Here is a 25,980-nt window from a genome sequence, read left to right on the forward strand (position 1 = left end):
TCAAACGGTGCGCCAGATCAGCCCCTCTTCCTGATCCGCGATCGGCACGTCTTCGGCACTAGCCCCCAGCGGCACGGCGATCGCCTCAGCAGCCAATAACGGCGTGTTGTTCTGCTTGGACAGATGCGCGGCCACGACCGTATGCAAGGCGTCGTGGCGCACGCGGGTGAGGATCGCAGCGGCAATGTCATTGGCCAGGTGGCCAAAATCCCCGCCGATACGACGCTTCAATGACCAGGGATAGGCTGAATTGGCCAGCATCTCCCGGTCGTGATTGCATTCGAGCACGAGGGCGTGCATGCCCGTCAGATGCGTGCAGAGGTATTCCGTCGACATGCCGGCATCGGTCAGCACACCCAGGCGCCGTGCACCGTCATTGAAAACAAACTGCAGGGGCTCCCGCGCGTCGTGCGGCACGGTGTACGGCAATATCTGCAAATCGCCAACACAGAACATATCGTCGGCGCGGCAGAAACGCACGGCCGCACGGTCGGCGCCGCGCAGGTTTTCCGTGGCGCGATATGTGCCGTGGCTGGTCCAGACGGGGATATTGAACTTGGCGGCAAACGCATAAGCGCTGCCAACGTGATCGCTATGCTCGTGCGTAACGAGGATGGCGGTGAGGGATTCCGGCGCACAGCCCAAGCGTTCGAGCCGCCGAACGGTCTCGCGGATACCAAATCCGCAATCCAGAAGGATGCGCGTGCACGTCGCTCCGCTCGCGGATTCGACGAGCAGCGCATTCCCTTCACTGCCGCTGCCAAGGCTGGCGAATCTCAGTGTCATCGCCCACCCAGGCAGCCGTACTGCATGACGCCGATTACCGCAGTTGCTCGTCGAGCAGCGACAGGATGCGCTTGCCGATATCGCCGGTCTGCGCGGAGCCATCATCGTTCTGCACCAGCACCGTCGACGACGTACCTGCGTCCTTCACAACCACGCGGTAACGCTTGGCGCGCTTGAGGTCCTCGATCTTCGTGCCAGAGAACAGGCGCGAGAAGAAGCCCGGTGCGTTGGCTTCGGCACGCGTATCAGCGTAGCGGACGAAGTACACGCCTTGCGAGCGGTCGCGATCATCCACGGTGAAGTTCACGCGGTCCAGTGCCAGGCCCACGATACGCCAGGCGCGATCGAAGGGCTCCGGCACCTGCAGGACCGGTTGGCCATTCGATTGCGTCAGCAGCGACGGGCCGGTACGCGGGGCCGGTTCAGCCTTCGTGCCGTCTTGCACCGGATGCGCAGCCTGCGTTTGCGCAAGCTTCTGCTGCGCGGCTTCCTTGCTGGCGCCCAGACGCTGCATCAGGCGCGAGAGGAATTCGGCCTCGAGTTCCGGATCGGCCGGACGCGGTGTCCACACAGTCTGGTCCTTGGACGACCCGACCAGTTGTTCCTGCGCGCCGCGGTGTGAGATGTAGACCTCGACCATGCCATTCGGTCCCTTCTCGATGCGGGTGCGGAACTTGTCGCGCTCCGACGTCGAGTACAGGCCATCGAACACCTTGCCGACGGTGCGGCGGATGATGTCCTGCGGAATCTTCGCGCGGTTCTCGGCCCAGTCGGTTTCCATGATGCCGGTCTCGGGCGAGTCGATCACCAGCAGGAAGCCCAGTTCTTGCCAGAAGGTGCGCAATTGCGGCCACAGAGCATCTGGCGTGGTCTTCACGACCAGCCAGCGCTGATTGCCATCACGCTCGATGCGCATGTCGGACACGGCGGGCAGCACGTTGTCGGTGCCCGAACCAGGCGTCGTGACCTTGGGCGCCGTCGACGTGTAGGCCGAGAGCGTGGTCGTGCCCGTATCAGGCGCGGCATAGCGGCGGTCAGCCTGGATGCCGGTCAGGTCGGGCGGGACTTCAAGCGTCGGGCCCTTCTTTGCCTGCGATTTGTAATCGATGCGGTCCGGCTGCATCACCTCATTGACGGTATCGCAACCGGAAATCAGGGCAACCGACAGCGCGGCCAGCAACAGTTGAGCGGACGTCGCCACAGCCCCGCGACGGGTTTGGTGCAGTTTCATTGACTTGCGATCCTTCAGATGAGAACGATGGCTTAAGGGCCCAGAAGCGCCTGGAAGGGGCCTTGAAACAATCAGGAGAGTAGCCCAGCATCCTTCAGGGATGCGCGTACAACCTCGTGATACTGGGGTGCCAGCGGCGTCAACGGCAGGCGGATGCCGCCCTCCATCTTGCCCATGGCTTGGAGAGCCCACTTGACGGGAATCGGGTTCGACTCGACGAACAGGTTCTTGTGCACCGACAGCAATTGCATGTGAATGCGGCGAGCCGTTTCCACATCGCCGCGCATGGCAGCCGCGCACAGTTCGTGCATGGCGCGCGGCGCCACGTTGGCTGTCACGGAAATGTTGCCGTGGCCGCCCAGCAGCATCAGCGCGATGGCCGTCGGGTCATCCCCGCTATAAATCTTGAACGAGGCCGGTGCGCCCTTGATGAGGTGCGCCGCGCGGTCGATGTTGCCGGTGGCTTCCTTCACGCCGATGACGCCCGGCACTTCGGCCAGACGCAGCATGGTTTCGACCGTCATATCGGCCACCGTGCGGCCCGGCACGTTGTACAGAATGACGGGCAGATCCACCGACTCGGCTACCTTGCGGAAGTGCAGGTACATCCCTTCCTGCGTCGGCTTGTTGTAGTACGGCACGACCTGCAGGGAGGCATCGGCGCCCACTTGCTTGGCATAGGCCGTCAGCTCGACTGCCTCGGTGGTGGAGTTGCCGCCGGTGCCCGCAATGATGGGGATGCGCTTGTTGGCCTGCTCGACCGCCACGCGGATCAGCTCACGGTGCTCTTCCACCGACACGGTCGGCGATTCACCGCTGGTGCCGACGATCACGATGCCGTCGGTACCTTCGGCGATGTGCCAGTCGATGAGCTTGCGCAGGGACGGGAAATCAAGGCTGCCGTCCTCGTGCATGGGCGTGACGATGGCGACGAGACTGCCGGAAATCTGGATCATGGTTTCGAAAGCAGACAAAAGCGTGAACGTAAACAGTCGGATTGTACCGGATCGTCAGAACGGATTCGCCACATCTGGGACCCGCCAAGAGACGGGTAAGCCGCCGTCCTCAGCAACTTCAAAGTGCATAGCGCGGCGCAACCGTCCCCGCAAGCTCGCGAACCGCGCAAACCCGCTGCACGTAAGCATCTCGAGGCGACGCGAGAAAACCATCTTCGTAGCCGATCACCCGCAGTTGGCCGCGCACCGCATCGAGCAATTCGCCCGGCGCCAGCAGGAATGCCGGATTGGACGGCTTCCCGACGGTTTCGTTTCCGACGGCGAAGGTTTCGTAGATCAGGCGGCCGCCCGGCGCGACGGACGCCAGCAAACGCGGCCAGAGCGGTCGGTGTAAGTAATTCGTGACGACGACGGCATCGAAAGTGGCCCCGGCGGGCAACGGCCACGGGTTGCCTTCGATGTCGGCGACGATGGTTTGGGCGATGCCAGCGAGACCCGAAAGCGCTGCCGCGTCACGGTCGATGCCCGTCACTTGCAGGCCACGTGCAGCGAGCCAACGTGCGTGGCGGCCGCTGCCGCAAGCCACATCCAGCACGGAGGCGCCGGCCGGCAGTTCAGCCGCCCAACGCGCCACCCACGGTGACGGCGCAGCAAGCGTGTGCGGATCCAATGCGGCGGCAGACATCAACGGCCCATCAGCTATACGTCAGACCCATCGCCTCGCGCACCTCGCGCATGGTCTCTTGCGTGACCTTACGGGCGTTGTCGCAGCCATCGGCGATGATGGCGCGCAGCAATGACGGATCGTCCATGTATTTCTGGGCGCGTTCGAGCATCGGCTGCTGTTCGCGCAGAATGCCCTCGATCACGGGCTGCTTGCATTCCAGGCAGCCGATGCCGGCGCTGCGGCAGCCCTTCTGCACCCACTCTTTCGTGTCGGCGTCGGAGTAGACCTGGTGCAGTTGCCAGACCGGGCACTTGTCCGGGTCGCCCGGATCGGTGCGGCGCACGCGGGCCGGGTCGGTCGGCATGGTGCGGACCTTTTTCTCGACGGTTTCCTTGTCCTCGCGCATGCGGATCGTGTTGCCGTACGACTTGGACATCTTCTGGCCGTCGAGACCCGGCATGCGCGATGCCTCGGTCAGCAGCACCTGCGGCTCGGGCAAGATGATCTTGCGGGCACCTTCCAGGTAGCCGAACAGGCGTTCGCGGTCGCCCATCGAGAGGCTCTGGGATTCGGCAAGCAGTGCGCGAGCCTGCTCCAGAGCCTCATCTTCGCCACGCTCCTGGTACGCGGTGCGCAGTTCCAGATACAGCTTGGCGCGCTTGCCACCGAGTTTCTTAGCCGCTTCCAGCGCTTTCTCTTCGAAGCCCAGTTCGCGGCCATAGAGGTAGTTGAAGCGGCGGGCAACTTCGCGCGTCATCTCGACGTGCGGCACCTGGTCTTCGCCCACCGGAACGAAGCCGGCGCGGTAGATCAAGATGTCAGCGGCCTGCAGCAGCGGGTAGCCGAGGAAGCCGTAGGTGGAGAGATCCTTCTCCTTGAGCTTCTCGATCTGGTCCTTGTACGTCGGCACGCGTTCGAGCCAGCCCAGCGGTGTGCCCATCGAAAGCAGCAGGAACAGCTCGGCGTGCTCGGGCACACGGCTCTGGATGAACAGCGTGGACTGCGTCGGATCGACGCCGGCAGCGAGCCAGTCGATCAACATTTCCCACACGGATTGCGCGATCACCTCGGGTGACTCGTAGTGCGTGGTCAGCGCATGCCAGTCGGCGACGAAGAAGAAGCACGGGTACTCGGCTTGCAGCCGGACCCAGTTTTTCAAGACGCCGTGGTAATGCCCCAGGTGCAGAGCACCGGTCGGACGCATGCCGGAGAGAACGCGGTCAGGAAACATGTGGGAAATGGAGTTGAAGACTCAGGAAAACAGCATCTGCAGCGGGCTCAGAATCCACTGCAGCAGTTGAAACAGCAGCGCCATGATCGGGCGCATCCAGACATTCGTGATGACGTTGGAAATGATCAACGCCATCACGATGAAGAAGCCGAACGGTTCGATGCGCGACAGACCGAGCGCCATCCGAGGCGGCAGGAGTGCTGCCAGCACGCGCCCGCCATCAAGCGGCGGCAGCGGAAACATGTTGAACGCCGCCATCACCATATTGACCAGAATGCCGGCGCGCGCCATGCCGATCAGGAACGGCTCATTCACACCGCCCACCGCGAACACAACCGCCAACACGCCCCAGAAGATCGCCTGGACAAAGTTGGTGGTGGGCCCCGCCAGCGCCACCCACATGCCGTGCCAGCGCGGATCGCGTAGACGGTCGAAGCGCACCGGCACCGGCTTGGCATAGCCAAACACGAAAGCGCCCTTGGTTGCGAAATACAGCAGCAGCGGCATTGCGATTGTGCCGATGGGATCGATGTGCCGCAGCGGATTGATGCTGACGCGGCCCATGACATAGGCTGTATCGTCGCCGAAATGCTTGGCGACATAGCCATGCGCCGCCTCATGCAGCGTGATGGCAAACAGGACGGGAATCGCGTAAACCGCGATGTTCTGGATCAGTGTGGGGTCCATAGGCGAGCTATTGTAGCAAGCACGCGCCGCGGCAAGGCGCCACCGAAGCGCGCGCCAACGGCTGGCCTACAGGCCCACGCGAGCCGGATCGCCCCGGCCTTGGCGCACAAGTTCGGGCTCGCCGCTCGTCAGGTCGATGACGGTGGTCGGTTCAGCCGGCGCCGGACCGCCGTCGATGACGAGTTCGAGCTGCTTTTCAAGCCGGTCCCGAATGGTTTCGGCCTCGTTGAGCGGTTCGTCGTCGCCGGGCAGTTGCAGCGTGGCCGAGAGCAGCGGCTCACCCAACTCCGCCATCAGTGCCAGGGGAATCGCGTGTTCCGGTACGCGCAGGCCGATCGTCTTGCGCGACGGGTGCGAAAGCCGGCGCGGCACTTCCTTGGTCGCCTCGAGCAGGAAGACGAACGGCCCCGGCGTCGCCGCCTTCAGCACGCGGTACTGCTTGTTGTCGACGCGCGCAAACGTGGCCAGCTCGGAAAGGTCGCGGCACATCAGCGTGAGGTGGTGCTTCTCGTCGATGCCGCGCACGCGGCGCAGGCGCTCGACGGCCGATTTGTCGTCCAGATGGCAGGCGAGCGCGTAGCAGGAATCGGTGGGCAGCGCGACCAGGCCGCCGGCGCGGATGATCTCCACGGCCTGGCGAATCAAGCGCCCTTGCGGGGTGGTCGGGTGAATCTGAAAGAACTGGGACATGGCAGCCGCGCGCTCAGGACATCCACCGGCTCCACACCGGCGTCAGGTTGTCGGGTAGCGGCGGCAGCGTGCCGAGTTCGACGCGGCCCTCACCTGGACCATGGAAGTCTGAACCGCGCGACGCCAACAGGCCGTAACGGCGGGCCACGTCGGCGTACAGCGCGTATTGGTCGGGCGTATGGCTGCCGGTGACGACCTCGACGCCCTCCCCGCCCAGCGCCTTGAATTCGTCAAACAGCGCGCCGTGCTCGACCAGCGACAGCGTGTAGCGTCCTGGATGCGCCATCACCGCGACGCCACCCGCGCCCTTGATCCAGTTGATCGCATCGGCCAGGCGTGCCCAGCGATGTGGCACGTAGCCCGGCTTGCCGTCGCCCAGATAGCGGTCAAATACCTCGTGGATGTCGCGGCAGTGACCGTGCTCGACCAGGAAGCGCGCGAAATGGGTGCGTGAGACCATGTCGGGATTGCCGGCGTAGCGCAACGCACCTTCATAAGCGCCTTCGATGCCGAGCTTGGCCAGCGCGGCGCTGATGTCTTCGGCGCGCGCGCAGCGGCCGGAGCGTGTCCGTTCGAGCCCCTGCACCAGATCGGGGTTATCCGGATCGATGCCAAGACCGACGATGTGCAGCGTGCGCCACGCCCAAGTCACGGAAATCTCTACGCCCGAGAGGTAATCCATGCCCAAGGCCGTTGCCGCTTCGCGAGCAGCGGCCTGCCCACCCACTTCGTCGTGGTCGGTCAACGCCCAGAGCGTCACACCGTGCGCGGCAGCGCGGGCAGCCACTTCCTGCGGCGCAAGCATGCCGTCCGACACCGTGGAATGGCAGTGCAGATCGGCATTTCGGGCGGAGGCGGCGGAGATGTTTGGCATTTCGCCATTTTACTGCCGCGTCGCGCAACCGGGGGACCTCACCCCGCTAAAGATCGGCATTCGGAAGACCCGACTGCCCGTGGCGGTGTTCGCGGCGAGGCGCTTGCTGCAGGCTATAGTGGCCGCATTGTTTCGTTCTCGACGCTTTGCCATGACTTCCGCCAAATTCCCCGCCGATCTATCTCAGCCCTTGCAGCAACGCATCGACGTGCTCGTCGTGGGTGCGGGGCCAGTGGGGCTATTTGCAGCCTTCCAGGCAGGCGTGCTCGGCATGTCGTGTGTGCTGGTGGATGCATTGGACCGCCCGGGCGGCCAATGCACGGAGCTGTACCCGGAAAAACCGATCTACGACATCCCGGCGCTCGTCTCGTGCACGGCGCAGGAACTCGTCGACCGGTTGATGGCTCAGTGCGCGCCGTTCAACTACCCCATTCTCTGCGGTCGCCGCGCGGAAACCGTGGAAACGCTGGAAAGCGAGCACAGCCAGCGCTTTCGCGTCACCACCAGCGCCGGCGACGTGTTCGACTGCGCCGCCGTACTCATCACGGCAGGCAACGGCGCGTTCACCCCACAACGTGTGGCTTTGCCTGAAGCGGCCGCACTGGAAGGGCGCCATCTGCACTATGCCGTGCGCGACACTGCGCGCTTTGCGGGCAAGCGCGTGGTTATCGCTGGCGGCGGGGATTCCGCGCTCGACTGGGCGCTCGCGCTGCGAAAAGTGGCCGCACGTGTAACGCTGGTCCATCGGCGAGAGGGCTTTCGCGCAGCCGATGCGAGCGTCGCTGAAATGCGCGCCGCCGTCACCGCCGGCGAAATGGATTTCGCGCTGGGCATGCTCTCGCGTCTGGACAGCACGCCCGACGGCACACTCACCGGCGCGGCCATCCGCGGGCGCGATGGCGAAACCGTTCTGCCCTGCGATGAACTGATCGCGCTGTATGGCTTGGTCTCCGAGCCCGGCCCGATTGTCAACTGGGGCGTAGAGATGCGCGCGGGCCGCATCACGGTGGAAACGACGGCGTACGAGACGTCGCGCCCGGGCGTGTTTGCGGCGGGCGACATCGCGCTGTATCCGAACAAGCAGAAGCTGATTCTGTCGGGTTTCCACGAGGTGGCGATGGCGCTGCGCCGCGCGTACCGCTACGCGAATCCGGACAAGACGCTCGTGCATACGCATTCGAGCAACGACGCGGGGCTGCAGACAAAGCTGCATGTGGCTGCCGAGTAGGTCGTCCGCATGCGCGCGCCGTCGCTCTACGAAACCGTGCTTGGCGGGCGATACGCGCAACTGGCGCCGGCGGTGCAGACGTTCCACCGAATGACCGGCGCAGTGACGCTGCACGGTGAAGTCGAAACAGAGCCGCCCGCCTCGCGCCTCGCACGCGGGCTTGCCTGGTGCATCCGCACGCCGCGCACATCGACACGCGGCCCGATCCGAATCACGCTCAACGCCGCAGCCACGGAAGAAACCTGGACGCGCCATTTCCCGCGCCACACGATGCGCTCAACGTTGTCGCTGCATCAGGGGCGCATCACGGAGCGGCTCGGTGCGGTGCGTCTGTTCTTTGCGCTGGAAGCGGAGCACGGCGTATTGCGGATGCGCCTGGCGGGCTTGCGCTTCCTCGGCATCCCTTGCCCGGCGTGGCTGCGGCCGGCCGTGTTGGCAGAGGAATCCGGCGAGGGTGATCGCTTCCACTTCAACGTACGCGCCAGCGTGCCATTGTTGGGTGTGGTTGCGGCGTATCGAGGTTATCTCGACCTGACGACGATGGAGCACGAATGATCGTTGTCTACGATGCGCACTGCCTGCTGTGCAGCGGCTCCATCCAATTTCTGCTGCGACACGATCGGCAAGGCGTGCTGCGCTTCGCATCCATGCAGGGCGAGACCGGACGGCAGTTGCTCGCGCAGGCCGGCGTGAGTCCGGATGGCGTGGATACCGTGCTGTTCGTGCGGGACGGCCGTGCGTGGCGTGAAAGCGCCGCCGTCCTGCGCATCCTGCATGCGCTCGGCTGGCCCTGGCGGTTGGCATGGATCGGCTGGTTGATCCCGGCAGCACTGCGCGACACGCTGTATCGCCGCGTTGCGCGCAATCGCTATCGATGGTTTGGGCGGTCAGACACTTGCATCCTGCCGCCACCCGGCGCGGCGCGGCGATTTCTCGATTGACTCTGTCGCTCAGCGCTGCAAGCAGAACTCTTCGATCAGCGCGGCCACCTGCTCCGGCTGATCGTGGTGCAGCATGTGCCCCGCGTCTGCAATCAGCACCTCACGGAAATCAGGAAACGCCGCAAAGCGTGTCTTGAACTCGGCCAGCGGCACGTCGCCCGCGATGGCCTTCAGCGTGGGTGAATCGACTGCCTCGACGTGCAGCACGGGCGCGGTAACACAGCGCCAGATTTCCATCACCTCATCCAGCCGATAAAGCTGCGGATTGATAATCTTGTGCGCCGGGTCGCCGAGAATTTCCCAGCGGCCCTCGGCGTTCTGGCCCGACCAGTGTTGCGCGAGGAATGCGGCCTTGTCGGACGGCAGACGCGGATTGGTCTTCTGCAGGCGCGCGGCGACGTCTTCAACGGTGGCGTAGGTGTTCAGGCGCGGCTTGTCCTTTAGCTCGTCGAGCCAACGTGCATAGCGCCGCGGCGCCTGTGATGCCTTCGATGCCGACATACCGAAGCCCTCCAGATCCACCACGCGCCGCACGCGCTGGGGCCGGATACCCGCGTACAGGCAAACCACGTTGGCGCCCAGGCTGTGCCCGACCAGCGTCACCTGCCCTTCCGGCTGGTAGTGATCGATGATGGCTTCGAGGTCGGCCACGTAATCGGCAAACCAATAGCTCTCGACGCCGGGGCCCTGGGTGGGTCGGGCGGTCTGGCCGTACCCGCGCCAATCCGGCGCCACGATATGCCAGCGCTCGCGCAGCGCATCGACCAGAAACTGGAACGACGCCGACACATCCATCCACCCATGAAACAGGAAGAGGATGGGCGCACCGGGTTCGCCCCATTCGCGGATGTGATAGCGCAGGCCGCGCACGGGCAGATATGTCGAGCGGGAGGCCTGGCGCACGGCAGGCTGTGTGGTGGAGTCCATGGTTTCCGTCACCCAATAGAAATCGAACGATCGTTCTTTTTCTGAAGATTATAGCGGCGGATGGGGAACGCCGTTGCGCTTAGAACGAGGCTTCCAGGGCGGCAATTTCGTCGTCGTCGAAACCGGCCTGGCGGCGCGCCTCGAGGTTGAATGGACCGCGCAATCGCGGCGCACCGTATTGCTCGGCCAGCTTGCGATACGTTGGCACGGGGTCCAGGCCGGCGCGCTCGCACAGCCAGCGGTACCAGCGATTGCCGACCGCAACGTGGCCGATCTCGTCGCGCAGGATGATGTCGAGGATGCCAGCGGCCGCCATGTCTCCTGCCTGGGCCAGCTTGGCACGAATCGGCGGCGAGGCGTCGAGCCCGCGCGCCTCAAGCGTGCGCGGCACCAGCGCCATGCGCGCGAGGGGATCGGCAGCAGTTTTCTCCGTCATCTGCCACAAGCCGTCGTGGGCGGGGTGATCGCCGTAGCGGCAATCGAGCGTTGCCAGGTGGGCCGCAAGCAACGAAAAGTGCGTGGCCTCTTCAGCGGCCACACGCGCCCAGTCCTGGTAGAACGCCACGGGCATCCCCGCAAAACGCCACACGGCGTCGAGCGCAAGATTGATGGCATTGAATTCGATGTGCGCGAGTGCGTGCAACAACGCGCCCCGGCCACGTGGCGTATCGATCGCACGACGGCGGGGAACCTCGGAAGGCGGCACGAGCACCGGCGCGCCTGGGCGGCCGGGGACACCGCTTTCCGGTGCCGCCATGGCTTCGTCAATGCCCCAGCTCGCGTCGTCGGCACACTTGGCGCGCTCGCCCAGACGCAGCGTGGCGTCCACCTTGCTGGCCGGATCAGTGAGACACAGCGCGGCCAAGGCGGCGTGGCGCAGCGTGTTGGGGAGCGTTTTGGGGCAAGGCTGCGAAGCGGTCATCAGCGTACAATTTGGACTTTCCGCCATTTTAATTCGACGCATCGGCCTGCCTCGCTCGGCAAGCTTGAAGACGCGCCCATTCCCCCCATTTACGCAGACTCTGGAGACCGATCGCATGGCCCTCTACCAACTCGGCGATGTTGCCCCGACCATTGACGCAAACGCCTATGTGGCCCCCGAAGCGACCGTCATCGGCCGCGTGGAGCTGAAAGCACGTGCGAGCGTGTGGCCTGGCGCCGTCATCCGTGGCGACAACGAGCCGATTACCGTGGGCGAGGCCAGCAACGTGCAGGAAGGCTCGGTGCTGCACACCGATCCGGGCTGCCCGCTGAACATCGGCGACCGAGTGACGATCGGCCACCAGGCCATGCTGCACGGTTGCACGATCGGCGAAGGCTCGCTGATCGGCATCCAGGCGGTGGTTCTCAATCGCGCGGTGATCGGCAAGAACTGCCTGGTGGGCGCGGGCGCGATCGTCACCGAAGGCAAGGTCTTCGAAGATGGCACGCTCATTCTGGGTGCGCCCGCCAAGGCTGTGCGCAAACTGACGGAAGACGACATCGCCAAGATGCACCTGAACACCGAAACGTATGCGGTGCGTCAGGCGATGTACAAGCAGCAACTGAAACGGATCGATGGATGACTGACGAGCTGAAGAAATTTGTATTCGACGCCGCGCCTGTGCGCGGTGAACTGGTGCGCCTGGAAGGGACATGGCAAGAGGTGCTGAGCCACCGCCGCTACCCTGCCCCGGTCAGCACGCTGCTGGGTGAGATGATGGCCGCCGCCGCGCTGCTGTCAGCCAACCTCAAGTTCAACGGCGCGCTCGTCATGCAACTGCACGGTGACGGCCCGGTGCACATGCTGGTCGTGGAGTGCAACTCCGACCTGTCGATGCGCGCCACCGCCAAGATTGCCGAAGGCGTCGAGATTGCCGACGACGCCACGCTGGCTGCCATGGTCAACGTGCACGGCAACGGACGCTTCGCCATCACGCTCGATCCGCAAGACAAGTTGCCGGGCCAGCAGCCGTATCAAGGCATTGTGCCCCTGTCGGATGAGAACGGGCCGCTTGCCAGCATCACCGAAGTGCTTGAGCACTACATGCAAAGCTCTGAGCAGCTCGACACGCGCCTGTGGCTGGCCGCCGACGGCAAGGTCGCGTCGGGCATGTTGCTGCAACGCTTGCCTTCGTATGGCGGCACCATGGAAGGCCGCACGACCCACGTCCCTGCGCAAGTTGGCGAGACGGGCCAGCCGCTGCACCACGACGTGCAGGAGCAAGATCTCGACACGTGGGAGCGCGTTTGCCAGCTAGGCAAGACGCTGCGCCGCGACGAACTGCTCGAACAGCCGATCGACACGCTCATCAAGCGCCTGTACTGGGAAGAAATGGAAGCGGCCGGCATCCGCATGTTCGAGCCGCAAACCCCGCGGTTCCGCTGCTCGTGCTCCCGCCTGCGAGTGGGATCGATGCTGCGTACGCTGGGCCAACCCGAGGTCGATAGCATTCTGGAAGAGCGCGGCCAGGTGGAAATCGACTGCGAATTCTGCGGCCAGCACTACAGCTTCGACGCCGTGGACTGTGCACAGCTCTTCGCACAGGAGACCGTCGCGCAAGGCATCCAGGGCGCGTCCGACCAGCGCCACTGAACACGGCGACATAGTATGAAGTGCACGTGGCGCGCGGCACTTATCGGTGCCGCCCACGCTCTAAGTCGCCAGTTTCTTCATCTGCCGCTTGCTGCGGAGCGCATCATGTCTGAGCCCACTTCCTCGTCCTTGCGATCGTTGAGTCTCTCTCGCGCTGGTGCGCTGGCGTTGCCGATTGGCGCGGCGCTGCTGGCGTCGGCCTGCGTTGCCGTGCCGCGCGGCCCGGGCGGTACCCCCTACACCGCCCGGCTGTCGGACGATACGCAGGCTGCGGCATCCGCGCCGTTGTCGGCGGAAGACCGCAAGAAGCTGGATGCGCTGAATGCCAAGGCGCTGCGCGAATCGGATCAAGCCATCAGACGCGATGCCGAAGCGCGCGCCTATGCGGCCACGCCGTACTACGCGCCGTATCCGTACTACGGAGGCTATTCGGTGTACTACGGCAGCGGATGGCGGCACCGTGGCGGCTGGGGCGTCAGCTACGGGGCACCCGTGTGGGGCTATCCGTACTACTGGTAAATCCCGGAAATTGTCTTGAAGACGAGCGCATCTGCAGGATGCGTTCGCATAGCTGGCTCAGTGATGCGCCTGCTGGCCCGCAGGAGGGGGCGGCGGTGGCGGAGTTTCGCTGGTTTTCGGGGCCGGCGCGACGAACTGCACGAAGCCTTCGTCGTCTTTCACCATCCCCAGCTCATAGCGCGCGCGCTCTTCAATGGCGCCCGTGCCTTCCTTCAAATCCTTCACTTCGCCTTCGAGCTTGGTGTTGCGCTGCTTCAGTTCAGCGTTGCGCTGATTCTGCGCCGTCACCTGCTTCTGCATGTCCCACACGCGCAGCCAGCCGCCCTTGCCCAGCCAAAGCGGGTACTGGATAGCAAGCAGCAACAGCAGCAGGAACAGCGTAATCAGGCGCATAGAGACAAGCGTTGGCGGTACTCGGGCCCCAAATACCATGCGACCGCCAAAGCGGCGGTCGCACAGTCATGCGGAGCGAAACTGCGAGGGATTATCGCAGGTTATAGAACGCCGACTTGCCCGGGTAGCTGGCGATATCACCGAGGTCTTCTTCGATACGCAGCAACTGGTTGTACTTGGCCATGCGATCCGAGCGCGACAGCGAGCCGGTCTTGATCTGGCCAGCGTTCGTGCCAACGGCAATATCGGCGATCGTGCTGTCTTCGGTTTCGCCCGAGCGGTGCGAGATCACAGCGGTGTAGCCGGCGCGCTTGGCCATCTCGATGGCTGCGAACGTCTCGGTCAGCGTACCGATCTGGTTGATCTTGATGAGGATCGAGTTGGCGATGCCCTTCTCGATGCCTTCCTTCAGGATCTTGGTGTTGGTAACGAACAAATCGTCGCCAACCAGCTGCACCTTCTTGCCGAGCTTTTCGGTCAGGACCTTCCAACCGGCCCAATCGCTCTCGTGCATGCCGTCTTCGATCGACACGATCGGGAACTTGTCAGCCAGATTTGCCAGGTAGTTGGCGAAATCTTCCGACGACAGCTGCAGGCCTTCGCCTTCGAGGTGATATTTGCCGTCCTTGTAGAACTCGGAAGCAGCGCAGTCCAGCGCCAGCAGCACGTCTTCACCGGCCTTGTAGCCAGCTTGCTCGATGGCCGACAGGATGGTGTTCAGGCACTCTTCGTTGCTGGCGAAGTTCGGTGCGAAGCCGCCTTCGTCGCCAACGGCCGTGCTCATGCCCTTGTCAGCCAGGATCTTCTTCAGTGCGTGGAAGATCTCTGCGCCGCAGCGCAGGGCTTCACGGAAGCTCGACTGGCCGACCGGCATCACCATGAATTCCTGGATGTCCAGGCTGTTGTTGGCGTGTGCACCGCCATTGACGATGTTCATCATCGGCACCGGCATCTGCATCGCGCCCGAACCGCCGAAGTAGCGATACAGCGGCAGACCGGCTTCTTCGGCAGCAGCCTTGGCAACAGCCATCGACACGGCCAGCATGGCGTTTGCGCCCAGGCGGCTCTTGTTCTCGGTACCGTCCAGATCGATCAGGGTGCGATCCAGGAAAGCCTGTTCCGACGCGTCCAGGCCCATGATGGCCTCGGAGATTTCGGTGTTGATGTGCTCGACGGCCTTGAGCACGCCCTTGCCCAGGTAGCGCGACTTGTCGCCGTCACGCAGTTCGATGGCTTCGCGCGAGCCGGTGGATGCGCCCGACGGCACCGCGGCACGGCCCATCACGCCCGATTCCAGCAGCACGTCGCATTCGACAGTCGGATTGCCGCGCGAGTCCAGCACTTCGCGACCGATGATATCTACGATGGCACTCATGAAAATCCCTCTTGGTGTCTTAAAGCTAACGCAAGCAGTCGATGGGCTTAGATGCCTTCGACCACAATCATGTTCATCTTGGCGGCCTTGGCGCGCGCATCGCGCGCAGCCAGGTATTCCTCGCTGTCATAAAACGCCTTCGCAGCATCGTAGCTTGCAAACTTCAGCACGACGATACGCGTCGGGTTCCACTCGCCTTCCAGCTGCTCGGTCTTGCCGCCGCGCACCAGCGGCTCCGCGCCATGAGCCTGCATGGCCTTGGTCGACAGCACTTTGTATTGTTCGTATTGCACGGGGTCTGTCACGTCCACGTACGCGAGGATGTAGCCAGCGGCCATGTGTCTCTCTCCAGAAGCTGCAACAAACGACGACGGCAGCATACGCTGCCGCCGGTCGGGTTGGGATCAGTCAATCAGTCGAACTGATTTTCCAGGAAACCGCTGCGCTTGGTGAGCACATCCAGTTCTTTCAGAACCGACAGCAAGTCTTTCATGCGACGCAGCGGTACGGCATTCGGACCGTCTGATTTCGCGCATGCGGGATCGGGGTGCGTTTCCATGAAAACGCCCGACACGCCCGCGGCGATGGCCGCACGTGCCAGCACCGGCACGAACTCGCGCTGGCCGCCCGAGCTGGTGCCCTGGCCGCCCGGCAATTGCACCGAATGCGTGGCGTCGAACACCACCGGCGCCCCCGTCTCTCGCATGATCGCGAGCGAGCGCATGTCTGACACGAGGTTGTTGTAACCAAACGAGGCACCGCGCTCGCAGGCCATGAAGTTGTCTTCCGGCAGGCCGGCATCGCGGGCAGCATGACGCGCCTTGTCGATGACATTCTTCATGTCGTGCGGCGCGAGGAACTGGCCCTTCTTGATATTGACGGGCTTACCGCTCTGCGCGCAGGCGCGGATGAAATCGGTCTGGCGACACAGGAACGCCGGCGTCTGAAGCACGTCCACGACTTCGGCTACAGGCTTGATCTCATCAATCTCGTGGATGTCGGTCAGCACAGGCACGCCCACCTGGCGACGCACTTCCGCCAGAATGCGCAGCCCCTCTTCCATGCCCAGACCGCGGAACGAGGCGTCCGACGAGCGATTCGCCTTGTCGAACGACGACTTGTAGATGAACGGAATGCCCAGCTCGCCGGTAATCTCCTTGAGCGTGCCGGCGGTGTCGATCGCCATCTGCTCGGATTCGATCACGCAGGTGCCGGCAATCAGGAAGAACGGTTTGTCGAGGCCGACTTCGAAATCGCAGAGTTTCATGATGTTCCCGTGTGCCGGCGCTTAGGCGACAGCGCGTTGCGTGTTCTGCTGGTGATGCGCCAGCGCGGCTTCCACGTAGGCCTTGAACAGCGGGTGGCCATCACGCGGCGTCGAGGTGAATTCCGGGTGGAACTGCACGCCGACGAACCACGGGTGCATCGACGCCGGCAGCTCCATCATTTCCGGCAGGTTTTCCGACGGCGTGCGCGCGGAAATGATCATCCCGGCCTTTTCCAGCTGAGGCACGTAGTGATTGTTCACCTCGTAGCGGTGACGATGGCGCTCGTTGACTTCCGCGCCATAGATTGCCGCTGCCTTGGTGCCAGATTGCACCGGCACGCGCTGCGAGCCCAAGCGCATGGTGCCGCCCAGGTCGGAGTCGGCCGAGCGCTTTTCAACACGGCCATCGCGATCCAGCCATTCGGTAATGAGCGCGACCACCGGGTGTTCGGTCTCGTCGTTGAATTCCGTGCTGTTGGCGTCTTTCATGCCGGCCAGATGGCGGGCGAATTCGATCACTGCCAACTGCATCCCCAGGCAGATGCCCAGGTACGGCACGCCCTTTTCACGTGCGTACTGAATTGCGCGGATCTTGCCTTCCGTACCGCGCTTGCCGAAGCCGCCCGGCACCAGAATCGCGTCCAGCGTGTCCAGCACCTGCGTATGGCCCGATTCCAGTTCTTCGGAATCGATGTACTCGATATTGACGCGCGTCGAGGTATGCAGGCCGGCGTGGCGCAGCGCCTCGATCAGCGACTTGTACGACTCGGTCAGGTCAACATATTTGCCGACCATGCCGATGGTGATCTCGTGCTGCGGGTTTTCCAGCGTGTGCACCATATGCGCCCACACCGACAGGTCTGCCGGCGGCGCTTCGATGCGCAGCTCTTCGCAGATGATGCGATCCAGCCCCTGCTCGTTGAGCATTTGCGGGATCTTGTAGATGGTGTCGACATCCCACACTGAGATGACCGCGTCCTGCGGCATGTTGGCGAAAAGCGAAATCTTCGCGCGCTCATCGTCGGGAATCGGGCGGTCGGCGCGGCACAGCAGCGCGGTCGGCTGCACGCCGATTTCGCGCAGCTTCTGCACCGAGTGCTGGGTCGGCTTGGTCTTCAGCTCGCCGGCGCTGGCAATGAACGGCACCAGCGTCAGGTGTGCGAACGCCACCTGGTTGCGACCCAGGCGCAGGCTCATCTGACGTGCGGCTTCCAGGAACGGCAGCGATTCGATATCGCCCACCGTACCGCCGATTTCCACGATCGCCACATCGGCCTTACCGCTATGCGATGCAGCAGCACCGCGCTCGATGAACGCCTGGATTTCGTTGGTGATATGCGGAATCACTTGCACCGTCTTGCCGAGATACTCGCCGCGACGCTCCTTGCGGATCACGGATTCGTAAATCTGGCCGGTGGTGAAGTTGTTCGCCTTGCGCATCTTGGCCGAGACGAAACGCTCGTAGTGGCCAAGATCGAGGTCGGTTTCTGCGCCGTCCTCGGTCACAAACACTTCGCCGTGCTGGAACGGGCTCATCGTGCCCGGGTCGACGTTGATGTAAGGATCGAGTTTGAGGAGGGTGACTTTGAGGCCGCGCGACTCGAGAATGGCCGCGAGCGAGGCGGCGGCGATGCCCTTGCCGAGTGAGGACACTACGCCACCGGTAACGAATACGAACTTGGTCATGACCTAGCTTGCCGGGGAAAGCCGGATTATAGCAAAGGTCCCCTCTCCGATCCGTGACAGAACGGTGGAATTTGCCCCAAGGCAGCCTCGCCTATGCGGCGTGCCGCATGGCGCCTGCGTTGGCGCGCATTTCGTTGATCAACTCGCGGATCAACTGGGCCGTTTCGAGCGGCTTTTCCATCGGATAAAGATGACTGCCCTCGATCCAGCGCAGCCTCCCGCCGACGATGCGCCGGGTCGCGCCCAGTCCGACTTGGCGAATCTCGCGCGAACGCGTGCCAGCCACAAAGCTGACGGGGAACGCGGTGCCACCAGCGACTTTGCGCCCCATGTTGGTCGGCAATGTCCGATAGATTTGGTATTCGATTTCGCGCGAGAAGCGCAGTGTGCGCTCGTGGTCACGCCCGGTAGGCTCGGTGCCGTGCTCGACATAGTCGCGCAACACCTCTTCGTCCCAACGATCGAACTTGCGTTTGGCCTTGAAGTGGCTCCAGACGGAGTCGAGATCGGGCCACAGATGGCGCCGGTTTTTCGTCGCTGCGGCAGGTGATTGGCTCTCGTCGATGTCCAGCCATTGCGCCACGCGCAGCAGCTTGGCGCGCCATCCCGCGATGATCGGCGAATCGAGCATCACGACGCCACGCACGCGCTCGGGCCGGCGCAGCGCCGCCATCAAACTCAAGAAGCCACCCAGCGAATGACCCACCAGCCAGACAGGCTCGGCCTGCGCGTCGATTTCGGCGAGCAGCTCTTTCACAAGACCGGGCCAGGAACGGGTGACAGGAAACCTCGGATCATGCCCAAAACGCTCCACGGCGCGGATGTCGAATTCGTCACCCAGCACGCCTAGCATCTTGCGATACGTTCCCACGGGAAAGCCGTTGGCATGCGAAAAAAGCATCACATCACGCATCGCAGATCCTGTGCCTCAGTGCGACTTCTGCGATCCGCCGGCCACGCGCTGGATCGTGGATACCTGCTCCAACGCAGGACCGGGCGCGCGCTCCGGCACTGCGGGCGCGTCAGCGGCGGGCGGCGCGATGCGCACGGGCCCGACCTCCGCGGAGGGATGACCCTCGCGGCGCAACGGGTACGAAGGCGAAGTGCCGGTTTCCCAATCCGGATCGTCGATTTCGGCAAACACCTGGCGCAGGCGCTTGCCCCATGTGCCGCGAATCATCGTGAAATATGGGTTCTCTTCGTCGATGGCGACAAAGCGCGTCACACGCAGGGAGTCGGTCTCATAGACAAGTAGATCCAGCGGCAAGCCCACGGAAATATTCGATTTCAGCGTTGAATCCATCGAAATCAGCGCGCATTTTGCGGCTTCGTCCAGCGGCAGCCCCGGGCTGACCACGCGGTCGATGATCGGCTTGCCGTACTTGGCTTCGCCGATCTGGAAATAGCAATTCTCGGGCGTGGCTTCAATGAAGTTGCCTGCCGCGTAGACGTTGAACAGGCGCGGCCGCTCTGCGCCGATCTGCCCGCCGAAGACGATGCTGACGTTGAAGTCGATTTTGGCCTTGGCCAGCGCTGCCGCGTCGCGGTCGTAGACGTCGCGCACGGCCTCGCCAACAATCGTGGCGGCCTCGAACATGTCCCGCGCCGTCCACAGCGAGCGCGGCTTGCCGCGCGCTTCGGTCAGCACTTGGCGCACCGCCTGACTGATCGCCAGATTGCCGGCCGTCAGCAGCACCATGACACGATCGCCTTCGCGCTCGAAGACGGTCATTTTGCGGAACGTGGAAATGGCGTCCACGCCCGCATTCGTGCGGGAGTCGGACAGGAACACAAGGCCTGCGTCCAGGCGCATGGCGACGCAATAAGTCATGGGCGAAGCAACAAACGGAAACGGTGGGTTGAAGGCATTCTAGCGCGCCGATCGGAACCCATCTGCGCGCTTGGAAGAGATGCTCAATTCACTCGGGTAGCGTCGGCGGGCAATGGCTCGATGGAAATGCTGACATCCAGCGTCTCGGCACCCCCGCCCTGCCGCACACCGCGAACCGGAGCCGCGGACTGGTAATCGCGCCCGACTGCCAGCCGGATGTGGCGGGCATCGGTAAAGCACTGGTGGGTGACATCGATGCTGCACCACGTGTGCGATTCGGCGTCGAGGCAAACGTCGGCCCAGGCGTGACTGGCAAGATCCTCTTCGCCCACGGCATGGAAATAGCCGCTGACATAGCGCGCCGGGACACCCAGCGCCCGGCAGCACGCGACCATCACCTGCGCCTGGTCCTGGCATACGCCCGTGCCCAGGCCAAACGCCTCCGCAGCGGTGGTGCCAACGTGGGTGGTGTTCGGCTTGTAGCTCACGCGCGTGGCGATGGCTTGCGCAAGGCGTACTGCAGATTCCGCGTCTCCGTGCACCAGCGCATGCTCGCGCGCAAAGTTGATCATCTCGGGCGGCGCGGAAGTCAGCGACGTAGCACTCAGAAAATACAGCGGCGACACGCGATAGCGCCCTTGCCCGGGCGCATCGACAAACCGATGGCTGCCGGGCGCGCCCGCAGGAAACACCTCGACAATGCCACGCGCGTCGATGACGACGTCATCCGTGCGGTTGCCGAGGGTGAAGTGATGGACGACATTGCCGAAACCGTCCGTGGCACGCGTGAGGTTGCCAGGCGCGTGGATCTGCCAGCTGTCCACCTGCTGCAGCTCGCCGCTGCGAGGCGTCAGCCGCAGCTCATGCACGCTGTGGCGCAGCGGCTCGGCATAACGGTAGACCGTCGTGTGTCGAATTTGGTATTTCACGATGACACGGGCACCACCCGAAAATAGCGCCCCGATGTATGCACATTGTCCTGCACGTCACGCCACCTCGAGCGGCACCAGGAAATCCTGGCTGATGCCGTTGCCCAAGTCGCCGATCCGCTCCAGGAAGTTGGTCAGCCAGGCATGCAGGCCGACCGCAAAAATATCTTCGATGCGGGCGTACCGCAGGTCGGCGTGCAGTTTACCAGCGCGACGTTCGGTCTCTGCCGATTGACTGTTGCGCACAGTCGCAAGAATCTCAACCACCTCGTCCATGCTGGCCAGCAGCGAACGCGGCATGTCGCTGCGAAGAATCAGCAACTCCGCCACGCGCGTCGGCGTAATGACGTTGCGATAGATCTTGCGGTAGACCTCGAAGCCCGACACCGAGCGCAGCGTGGCGGCCCAATGGTAGAAGTCGCCCTGCTCCGCCGCGGTTTCATCGCGGGTGGGCGTGGACTGGAACTTCACATCCAGCAGCCGTGCAGTGTTGTCTGCGCGTTCCAGGAACGTGCCCAGGCGCATGAAATGGAACGCGTCGTCCGTCAGCATGGTGCCGACCTGCACGCCGCGCGACAGATGCGAGCGGAACTTCACCCATTCAAAGAATTGCGACGGATCGTCCCTCAGCATGCCTTCGGCAATCAGGCGCTGAACGTCCAGCCACGTGGTGTTGATGGTCTCCCAAACCTCGGTCGTGATGGAGCCGCGTACCGCCCGGGCGTTCTCACGCGCGCCGCGCAGGCAACTCATGATCGACGACGGGTTGGTCATGTCACGCACCATGAAATCGATCACATCATCGCGCGAGAGCAGGCCATAGCGTTCGTCAAAGACCTGCGTCAGTTCGCAGATGTCGAGCATTGCCCACCAGCCCTGCTCGGCCACTTCCGCGGATTGCGGCAGCAGCGAGGTCTGGTAGTTCACGTCGAGCATGCGGGCGGTGTTCTCGGCGCGTTCGGTGTAGCGCGCCATCCAGAAAAGGTGGTCTGCGGTGCGGCTGAGCATGGCGTTCCCTTCTACGTATTCGATATGCAATTGATCGACTGCCAGTTGCGACAATGCGCGAGCGTTCAGCGCTCCAGCACCCACGTATCCTTCGTCCCGCCTCCCTGCGACGAGTTGACCACCAGCGAGCCCGCCCGCAACGCCACGCGCGTGAGGCCGCCCGGCACCATGCGCACATCCTTGCCGGACAGCACGAACGGCCGCAAATCGATATGGCGCGGCGCGATGCCTGCTTCCACATACGTTGGACAAGTCGACAACGCCAGCGTGGGCTGCGCAATGTATTGTTCCGGGCGAGCCTTCACCACCTCACGGAAGGCGGCAATCTCTTCCTGCGTGGCGGCCGGACCGACCAGCATGCCGTAGCCGCCTGCACCGTGCGTTTCCTTGACCACCAGTTCGCCCATGTGGTCGAGCACGTATTGCAGGTCGTCCGGCCGGCGGCACATGTACGTCGGCACGTTATTGAGGATCGGCTCTTCGCCAAGGTAGAAGCGGATCATGTCCGGCACATACGGATAGATCGACTTGTCATCCGCCACGCCGGTGCCGATGGCATTGCAGATCGTGACGTTGCCCGCGCGATAGACCGACAGCAGCCCTGCCGCACCCAGGGAGGAATCCGGCCGGAACACCAGCGGATCGAGGAAATCGTCGTCCACCCGGCGATAGATGACGTCGATGCGCTGCGGACCCTGTGTCGTGCGCATATAGAGGTGATCGTCCTGCACGAAAAGATCGTGCCCCTCCACCAGCTCAACGCCCATCTGCTGCGCAAGAAACGCATGCTCGAAATACGCCGAGTTGTACATGCCGGGCGTGAGCACCACCACCGTCGGATCGGCAATGTTCTGCGGCGACACGCTGCGCAGCATGTCGAGCAGCATGTCGGGGTAATGCGCGACGGGCGCCACACGATTGCGCGCAAACAATTCCGGAAACAGCCGCATCATCATCTTGCGGTTTTCCAGCATGTACGACACACCGGAAGGCACACGCAGGTTGTCTTCCAGTACGTAGAACTCGCCCTCGCCGGCACGCACGATGTCAATGCCGGCCACGTGCGCGTAGATGTCGCGCGGCACGTCCACGCCGAGCATGTCGGGGCGGTATTGGGCGTTGTTGTAGATCTGATCGGGCGGGATAACGCCGGCACGCAGGATGTTCTGCTCGTGATAGATGTCGTGCAGAAAGCGGTTGAGCGCATCAACGCGTTGCCGCAGGCCGCGTTCGAGCTTGGCCCACTCACTGGCCGGGAAGATGCGCGGAATGATGTCGAACGGGATCGTGCGTTCGGTGCCGCTGTTCGATTCGTCTTTGTCGCCGTACACGGCAAAGGTGATGCCGACGCGGCGGAAGATCAGGTCTGCCTCGGCGCGCTTGTTCTGCAGCGTCGTGGCGGACTGCGCGCCCAGCCATTCGGCGAAACGTCCGTAGTGGCCGCGCACCTCGCCTTGCTGGACGAGGGCTGCCGGGGCCGGTTCGGCGGCGTGAGGGTTGCGGTCCCCGTCATGCCAGTTGAGCATTTCATCGTAGAACCGGACTGCCATGCTTTTCTCCCCTGACGGCGCCGCGCGATGTACGCGGCACGTGGTTTTTATAGCACAGCGGTTTTGACCCCCACAATGGGGCCAACCCGTTATGCCTCCAAGTTTACGGCTGGGCGTCGAAGGCGCCGGTGGCCGTTGCCAGGGATTCCACTTCCTGCGCGGAAGACCAGTACCGCGGCCGCATGGTACGCGCAGTCTGGACGTCCAGCACATCGCCGTCGGTCTCGATAACGACGGCACCGGTCCTGTCCGTGCGCAAACCGCCTATGTCGCGCGCCACGTAGCGCTGCCAGACCTGCGGATGCGGATGTCCGTACCGGTTGCGGTAGCCGACCTGGAAAACTGCCACCTGCGGAGAAACTGCGTCCAAGAACGCGCCGCTGGAGCTTGTCTTGCTGCCGTGATGCGGCACAAGCAAGATGTCTGCCATCAGTCGCCCGGGCGTTTCGGCAGCGATGAGGGCGCTTTCCTGGGCGGCTTCAATATCGCCAGTCAGCAACGCAGCGTGTCGGCCATTGGCGATGCGCACCACGCAACTGCGGGCGTTGCTGGACACGTGCTCGCTTTCAGCAGGCTGGCGCAGCGGGTGCAGCACCTCAAAGACAACGCCATCCCACGTCCATGCTTGCCCAGCCAAACAATCGGTAAAGCGGATGCCGTTTTCATCGGCCACGCTGCGCAAGGCGTGCCGTTGAGGCAAAGACGCCAACATGGTGCGCACTGGCACCGCATCGATCACCGTTTCGGTGCCACCGGCGTGGTCGCTGTCTTCGTGGCTGACGACGAGCGTGTCGAGCAATTCGACGCCGTGGCTGCGCAGGTAAGGAGTGATGACGCGGGCGGCGGCATCCGCCTGATCGCTGTAGCGTGGACCGGTGTCGAACAGGAGGCGATGGTTGGCGGTTTCGACCAATGCAGCGGCACCTTGGCCGATATCGAACGCGATGAGCCGGAATTCGCCGGGCGGTGGAACTGGCACACGCGCCAGCACGAGCGGCAAGAGGAGCAAGGCCCCTTGAGCGCGCCATACCCATGCGCGCATGCCGCCAGGCAACAGCAATAGCGCTACGCCAACCATCGACAGCAGTAAGGCCCACACGGGCGCGACCGGCGCAACCCACACCGACCAGCGCGGCTGTGCCAGCCATTCAAGCCAAATGGCCAGCCAGCGGAAGCTCGCCTCGGCCAACATCAGCACCGGCCGCGCTACCGGATCAGGGAGCGCCGCGCCGATCAGCGCCAGCGGTGTCGTCACGAAACTCACCGCGGGAATCGCCAGCCCATTGGCCACCGCGGAAACCACCGACGTCTGCTGGAACAGCAGCAAGGTCAACGGCAGCAGCCCGAATGTGACTGCAAGCTGAATCCGCGTGCCGCCCACCAATGCGCGCTGGGTGCGTTCCCTCCGGCCGTCTGCTTTGCCATTGCGACGGCCGTCGAGGGCCATCTGCGCGGCGATGAAGATGATCGCCACCGCGCCAAATGACAGCCAGAAACCAGCCGACATGACCGCCCACGGGTCCACCACCGCCACCACGACGGCCGCCCAGCACAGCGACAGGCTGGGCGGCACATTCCGATCGGTCAACCTGGCGATGGCCACGGTGGACAGCATCAGCAGCGTGCGTTGCGCCGGCACGCCCATGCCGGCAAGCAGGCAGTAGCCGAACGCCCCCAACATGGCCGCGATGGCGCCTGCGCGCGGGGTGGGCATGCGCAGCGGCAATGGCGTGTGCTGCCAGCGCGCCAGCCCGAACGACCGGCGCCACAACGCCATCCACAACGCGGCAAACAGCCCGGCGATCATCGTAATGTGCAGCCCTGAAATGCTGACGAGGTGACTGATGCCTGTGCGGCGGAACAGGTCCCAGTCATCGCGGGCGATGCCGCTTTGGTCGCCCACCACGAGCGCCACCATGACGGCCGCGTAGCGTGCATCGGGCAACGTCGCGAGGATGTGGCGCCGCACGCTGGCACGCCAGCGCTCTACCTCAACGCCGAAACCGGTGCCGGCCTCATCCAGCGCGACGTTCTGCGCGCGCTTTCCCGTACGGACGTAGCCGATGGCGCGGATGTTGTCGGCCAGCATTGCGTATTCGCCATCGAAGCCACCGGGGTTGGTCAGGCTATGCGGGCGCTTTACGCGTAGCGTCAGCTGCCAGCGCTGGCCGGGTTTCAGATCGGGGATGCCGGCACGTTGGTCGGGCTTTGCGCCCTCCTCGCTTACGTTGCCCCAGGTTCGCGTGCCATACCAGGACAGGCGCACGCGTGGCGGCACGGCATCACCCGCATTACTGGATTCGATGTGGAAGAGAAAACGCGTGGCGTCGTCGCCATTCTGCGGCAGCTCGGCAACCACCCCGGTTGCAATGATGTCCTTGCCTTCCCACGCAGGGCTGAGGGCCACAGCCATGCGCTGCTGCGCGCGCCAATCGCTCCAGCCAAAACCCGCCGCGATGGCGCTGGCGACCAGCAAGACGAGAAACAGCATTGGCCGACGTCGCGTGACAACTGCCAGCAACAGGCAGAGCAACACCGCGCCCAGCGGCTGCCACACCGGCGCGAGCGTCGCCTGCATCTGCAATGCCATGCAGCCGGCAACAAAGCCGATCAGCCACAGACGCACGCG

27 protein-coding genes are annotated in these 25,980 nt (G+C 63.8%); 6 read left to right on the plus strand and 21 right to left on the minus strand.

The annotated features are described in order from the left end of the window. The 8 genes from DOD19_RS09075 to DOD19_RS09110 all read right to left on the minus strand — a co-directional run bounded on the left by DOD19_RS09075 (position 1) and on the right by DOD19_RS09110 (position 7,122). Positions 1-786, minus strand: coding sequence for an MBL fold metallo-hydrolase (locus tag DOD19_RS09075; RefSeq protein ID WP_112185213.1), 786 nt, complete (start codon positions 784-786; stop codon positions 1-3). Between the two features lie 34 nt (positions 787-820). Continuing rightward, on the minus strand, positions 821-2,017 hold the full coding sequence (gene bamC / locus DOD19_RS09080) for an outer membrane protein assembly factor BamC (protein ID WP_112185215.1): 1,197 nt from the start codon (positions 2,015-2,017) through the stop codon (positions 821-823). Positions 2,018-2,088: 71 nt separating this feature from the next. After that, on the minus strand, positions 2,089-2,973 hold the full coding sequence (dapA, locus tag DOD19_RS09085) for a 4-hydroxy-tetrahydrodipicolinate synthase (protein ID WP_024976031.1): 885 nt from the start codon (positions 2,971-2,973) through the stop codon (positions 2,089-2,091). 118 nt (positions 2,974-3,091) lie between these two features. Further along, positions 3,092-3,658: a class I SAM-dependent methyltransferase gene (locus DOD19_RS09090; protein ID WP_112185216.1), complete on the minus strand. Its 567-nt coding sequence runs from the start codon at positions 3,656-3,658 to the stop codon at positions 3,092-3,094. Positions 3,659-3,668: 10 nt separating this feature from the next. Further along, positions 3,669-4,871 carry a tryptophan--tRNA ligase gene (locus DOD19_RS09095; RefSeq protein WP_024976033.1) on the minus strand — a complete coding sequence of 401 codons (1,203 nt, stop codon included), beginning with the start codon at positions 4,869-4,871 and terminating at the stop codon, positions 3,669-3,671. 21 nt (positions 4,872-4,892) lie between these two features. After that, positions 4,893-5,558, minus strand: coding sequence for a site-2 protease family protein (locus DOD19_RS09100; protein ID WP_112185218.1), 666 nt, complete (start codon positions 5,556-5,558; stop codon positions 4,893-4,895). Positions 5,559-5,624: 66 nt separating this feature from the next. Beyond that, a complete protein-coding gene (locus DOD19_RS09105) occupies positions 5,625-6,248 on the minus strand; it encodes an L-threonylcarbamoyladenylate synthase (RefSeq protein ID WP_024976035.1) in 624 nt (207 codons plus the stop codon). A gap of 13 nt (positions 6,249-6,261) precedes the next feature. Further along, positions 6,262-7,122: a 3',5'-nucleoside bisphosphate phosphatase gene (locus DOD19_RS09110; RefSeq protein ID WP_112185220.1), complete on the minus strand. Its 861-nt coding sequence runs from the start codon at positions 7,120-7,122 to the stop codon at positions 6,262-6,264. A gap of 151 nt (positions 7,123-7,273) precedes the next feature. Between DOD19_RS09110 and DOD19_RS09115 the strand changes: the two genes are divergently transcribed. The 3 genes from DOD19_RS09115 to DOD19_RS09125 are packed head-to-tail and all read left to right on the plus strand — an operon-like array spanning position 7,274 to position 9,291. Continuing rightward, a complete protein-coding gene (locus DOD19_RS09115; RefSeq protein WP_112185222.1) occupies positions 7,274-8,350 on the plus strand; it encodes an NAD(P)/FAD-dependent oxidoreductase in 1,077 nt (358 codons plus the stop codon). 9 nt (positions 8,351-8,359) lie between these two features. Next, positions 8,360-8,905: a DUF4166 domain-containing protein gene (locus DOD19_RS09120; protein ID WP_024976038.1), complete on the plus strand. Its 546-nt coding sequence runs from the start codon at positions 8,360-8,362 to the stop codon at positions 8,903-8,905. Further along, positions 8,902-9,291 (plus strand): thiol-disulfide oxidoreductase DCC family protein, encoded by a 390-nt coding sequence (locus DOD19_RS09125; RefSeq protein WP_024976039.1) that lies wholly within the window; start codon positions 8,902-8,904, stop codon positions 9,289-9,291. The genes DOD19_RS09120 and DOD19_RS09125 overlap by 4 nt, the downstream gene beginning before the upstream one ends. 9 nt (positions 9,292-9,300) lie before the next feature. Here DOD19_RS09125 and DOD19_RS09130 read toward each other — a convergent pair whose 3' ends face one another. After that, a complete protein-coding gene (locus tag DOD19_RS09130) occupies positions 9,301-10,218 on the minus strand; it encodes an alpha/beta hydrolase (RefSeq protein WP_112185224.1) in 918 nt (305 codons plus the stop codon). Positions 10,219-10,297: 79 nt separating this feature from the next. After that, positions 10,298-11,140, minus strand: a complete 843-nt coding sequence (locus tag DOD19_RS09135; RefSeq protein WP_024976041.1) for a ferritin-like domain-containing protein — start codon at positions 11,138-11,140, stop codon at positions 10,298-10,300. Between the two features lie 115 nt (positions 11,141-11,255). Here DOD19_RS09135 and DOD19_RS09140 point away from each other — a divergent pair, with 115 nt between their 5' ends. The 3 genes from DOD19_RS09140 (at position 11,256) to DOD19_RS09150 (ending at position 13,312) form a co-directional block, all read left to right on the plus strand. Then, positions 11,256-11,783: a gamma carbonic anhydrase family protein gene (locus DOD19_RS09140; protein WP_004626140.1), complete on the plus strand. Its 528-nt coding sequence runs from the start codon at positions 11,256-11,258 to the stop codon at positions 11,781-11,783. Continuing rightward, on the plus strand, positions 11,780-12,793 hold the full coding sequence (locus DOD19_RS09145) for an Hsp33 family molecular chaperone HslO (protein WP_024976042.1): 1,014 nt from the start codon (positions 11,780-11,782) through the stop codon (positions 12,791-12,793). Before DOD19_RS09140 ends, DOD19_RS09145 begins: the two co-directional genes overlap by 4 nt. Positions 12,794-12,898: 105 nt before the next feature. Further along, a complete protein-coding gene (locus DOD19_RS09150) occupies positions 12,899-13,312 on the plus strand; it encodes a hypothetical protein (protein WP_112185991.1) in 414 nt (137 codons plus the stop codon). A 57-nt stretch (positions 13,313-13,369) separates the two neighbouring features. Here the strand turns inward: DOD19_RS09150 and ftsB are convergent, their stop codons facing one another. The 11 genes from ftsB to DOD19_RS09205 all read right to left on the minus strand — a co-directional run bounded on the left by ftsB (position 13,370) and on the right by DOD19_RS09205 (position 25,977). Then, positions 13,370-13,705, minus strand: coding sequence for a cell division protein FtsB (gene ftsB / locus DOD19_RS09155; RefSeq protein WP_024976044.1), 336 nt, complete (start codon positions 13,703-13,705; stop codon positions 13,370-13,372). Positions 13,706-13,796: 91 nt separating this feature from the next. Next, a complete protein-coding gene (eno, locus tag DOD19_RS09160; protein ID WP_024976045.1) occupies positions 13,797-15,080 on the minus strand; it encodes a phosphopyruvate hydratase in 1,284 nt (427 codons plus the stop codon). Between the two features lie 47 nt (positions 15,081-15,127). Further along, a complete protein-coding gene (locus DOD19_RS09165) occupies positions 15,128-15,418 on the minus strand; it encodes a DUF1330 domain-containing protein (protein ID WP_024976046.1) in 291 nt (96 codons plus the stop codon). A gap of 74 nt (positions 15,419-15,492) precedes the next feature. Then, a complete protein-coding gene (gene kdsA / locus DOD19_RS09170) occupies positions 15,493-16,347 on the minus strand; it encodes a 3-deoxy-8-phosphooctulonate synthase (protein WP_024976047.1) in 855 nt (284 codons plus the stop codon). 21 nt (positions 16,348-16,368) lie between these two features. After that, positions 16,369-18,033 carry a CTP synthase gene (locus DOD19_RS09175; RefSeq protein ID WP_112185227.1) on the minus strand — a complete coding sequence of 555 codons (1,665 nt, stop codon included), beginning with the start codon at positions 18,031-18,033 and terminating at the stop codon, positions 16,369-16,371. Positions 18,034-18,124: 91 nt separating this feature from the next. Next, positions 18,125-18,946, minus strand: a complete 822-nt coding sequence (locus tag DOD19_RS09180; protein ID WP_112185228.1) for an alpha/beta hydrolase — start codon at positions 18,944-18,946, stop codon at positions 18,125-18,127. Between the two features lie 15 nt (positions 18,947-18,961). Beyond that, positions 18,962-19,864, minus strand: a complete 903-nt coding sequence (locus tag DOD19_RS09185; protein WP_024976050.1) for a peptidase — start codon at positions 19,862-19,864, stop codon at positions 18,962-18,964. 83 nt (positions 19,865-19,947) lie between these two features. Beyond that, positions 19,948-20,793: a transglutaminase family protein gene (locus DOD19_RS09190; RefSeq protein ID WP_112185230.1), complete on the minus strand. Its 846-nt coding sequence runs from the start codon at positions 20,791-20,793 to the stop codon at positions 19,948-19,950. A gap of 57 nt (positions 20,794-20,850) precedes the next feature. Beyond that, positions 20,851-21,801, minus strand: a complete 951-nt coding sequence (locus DOD19_RS09195; protein ID WP_024976052.1) for an alpha-E domain-containing protein — start codon at positions 21,799-21,801, stop codon at positions 20,851-20,853. A 65-nt stretch (positions 21,802-21,866) separates the two neighbouring features. Further along, complete coding sequence (locus DOD19_RS09200) at positions 21,867-23,351, minus strand: circularly permuted type 2 ATP-grasp protein (RefSeq protein ID WP_024976053.1); 1,485 nt, start codon at positions 23,349-23,351, stop codon at positions 21,867-21,869. A 103-nt stretch (positions 23,352-23,454) separates the two neighbouring features. Further along, on the minus strand, positions 23,455-25,977 hold the full coding sequence (locus DOD19_RS09205) for a DNA internalization-related competence protein ComEC/Rec2 (RefSeq protein ID WP_112185232.1): 2,523 nt from the start codon (positions 25,975-25,977) through the stop codon (positions 23,455-23,457). Positions 25,978-25,980 lie beyond the last annotated feature (3 nt).

It is taken from the genome of Ralstonia sp. GX3-BWBA, from assembly GCF_003290055.1.
Lineage (GTDB): Bacteria > Pseudomonadota > Gammaproteobacteria > Burkholderiales > Burkholderiaceae > Ralstonia > Ralstonia holmesii.

Bases quoted from the DNA above. Each gene is read 5' to 3' on its own strand.
- DOD19_RS09165 (WP_024976046.1), bottom strand. From the start codon at position 15,418: ATGGCCGCTGGCTACATCCTCGCGTACGTGGACGTGACAGACCCCGTG.
- DOD19_RS09175 (WP_112185227.1), bottom strand. From the start codon at position 18,033: ATGACCAAGTTCGTATTCGTTACCGGTGGCGTAGTGTCCTCACTCGGC.
- DOD19_RS09180 (WP_112185228.1), bottom strand. From the start codon at position 18,946: ATGCGTGATGTGATGCTTTTTTCGCATGCCAACGGCTTTCCCGTGGGA.
- DOD19_RS09100 (WP_112185218.1), bottom strand. From the start codon at position 5,558: ATGGACCCCACACTGATCCAGAACATCGCGGTTTACGCGATTCCCGTC.
- DOD19_RS09200 (WP_024976053.1), bottom strand. From the start codon at position 23,351: ATGGCAGTCCGGTTCTACGATGAAATGCTCAACTGGCATGACGGGGAC.
- DOD19_RS09145 (WP_024976042.1), top strand. From the start codon at position 11,780: ATGACTGACGAGCTGAAGAAATTTGTATTCGACGCCGCGCCTGTGCGC.
- DOD19_RS09185 (WP_024976050.1), bottom strand. From the start codon at position 19,864: ATGACTTATTGCGTCGCCATGCGCCTGGACGCAGGCCTTGTGTTCCTG.
- eno (WP_024976045.1), bottom strand. From the start codon at position 15,080: ATGAGTGCCATCGTAGATATCATCGGTCGCGAAGTGCTGGACTCGCGC.
- DOD19_RS09125 (WP_024976039.1), top strand. From the start codon at position 8,902: ATGATCGTTGTCTACGATGCGCACTGCCTGCTGTGCAGCGGCTCCATC.
- DOD19_RS09090 (WP_112185216.1), bottom strand. From the start codon at position 3,658: ATGTCTGCCGCCGCATTGGATCCGCACACGCTTGCTGCGCCGTCACCG.
- DOD19_RS09105 (WP_024976035.1), bottom strand. From the start codon at position 6,248: ATGTCCCAGTTCTTTCAGATTCACCCGACCACCCCGCAAGGGCGCTTG.
- DOD19_RS09115 (WP_112185222.1), top strand. From the start codon at position 7,274: ATGACTTCCGCCAAATTCCCCGCCGATCTATCTCAGCCCTTGCAGCAA.
- DOD19_RS09195 (WP_024976052.1), bottom strand. From the start codon at position 21,801: ATGCTCAGCCGCACCGCAGACCACCTTTTCTGGATGGCGCGCTACACC.
- DOD19_RS09120 (WP_024976038.1), top strand. From the start codon at position 8,360: ATGCGCGCGCCGTCGCTCTACGAAACCGTGCTTGGCGGGCGATACGCG.
- DOD19_RS09150 (WP_112185991.1), top strand. From the start codon at position 12,899: ATGTCTGAGCCCACTTCCTCGTCCTTGCGATCGTTGAGTCTCTCTCGC.
- DOD19_RS09140 (WP_004626140.1), top strand. From the start codon at position 11,256: ATGGCCCTCTACCAACTCGGCGATGTTGCCCCGACCATTGACGCAAAC.
- ftsB (WP_024976044.1), bottom strand. From the start codon at position 13,705: ATGCGCCTGATTACGCTGTTCCTGCTGCTGTTGCTGCTTGCTATCCAG.
- DOD19_RS09110 (WP_112185220.1), bottom strand. From the start codon at position 7,122: ATGCCAAACATCTCCGCCGCCTCCGCCCGAAATGCCGATCTGCACTGC.
- kdsA (WP_024976047.1), bottom strand. From the start codon at position 16,347: ATGAAACTCTGCGATTTCGAAGTCGGCCTCGACAAACCGTTCTTCCTG.
- bamC (WP_112185215.1), bottom strand. From the start codon at position 2,017: ATGAAACTGCACCAAACCCGTCGCGGGGCTGTGGCGACGTCCGCTCAA.
- DOD19_RS09095 (WP_024976033.1), bottom strand. From the start codon at position 4,871: ATGTTTCCTGACCGCGTTCTCTCCGGCATGCGTCCGACCGGTGCTCTG.
- DOD19_RS09075 (WP_112185213.1), bottom strand. From the start codon at position 786: ATGACACTGAGATTCGCCAGCCTTGGCAGCGGCAGTGAAGGGAATGCG.
- dapA (WP_024976031.1), bottom strand. From the start codon at position 2,973: ATGATCCAGATTTCCGGCAGTCTCGTCGCCATCGTCACGCCCATGCAC.
- DOD19_RS09130 (WP_112185224.1), bottom strand. From the start codon at position 10,218: ATGGACTCCACCACACAGCCTGCCGTGCGCCAGGCCTCCCGCTCGACA.
- DOD19_RS09135 (WP_024976041.1), bottom strand. From the start codon at position 11,140: ATGACCGCTTCGCAGCCTTGCCCCAAAACGCTCCCCAACACGCTGCGC.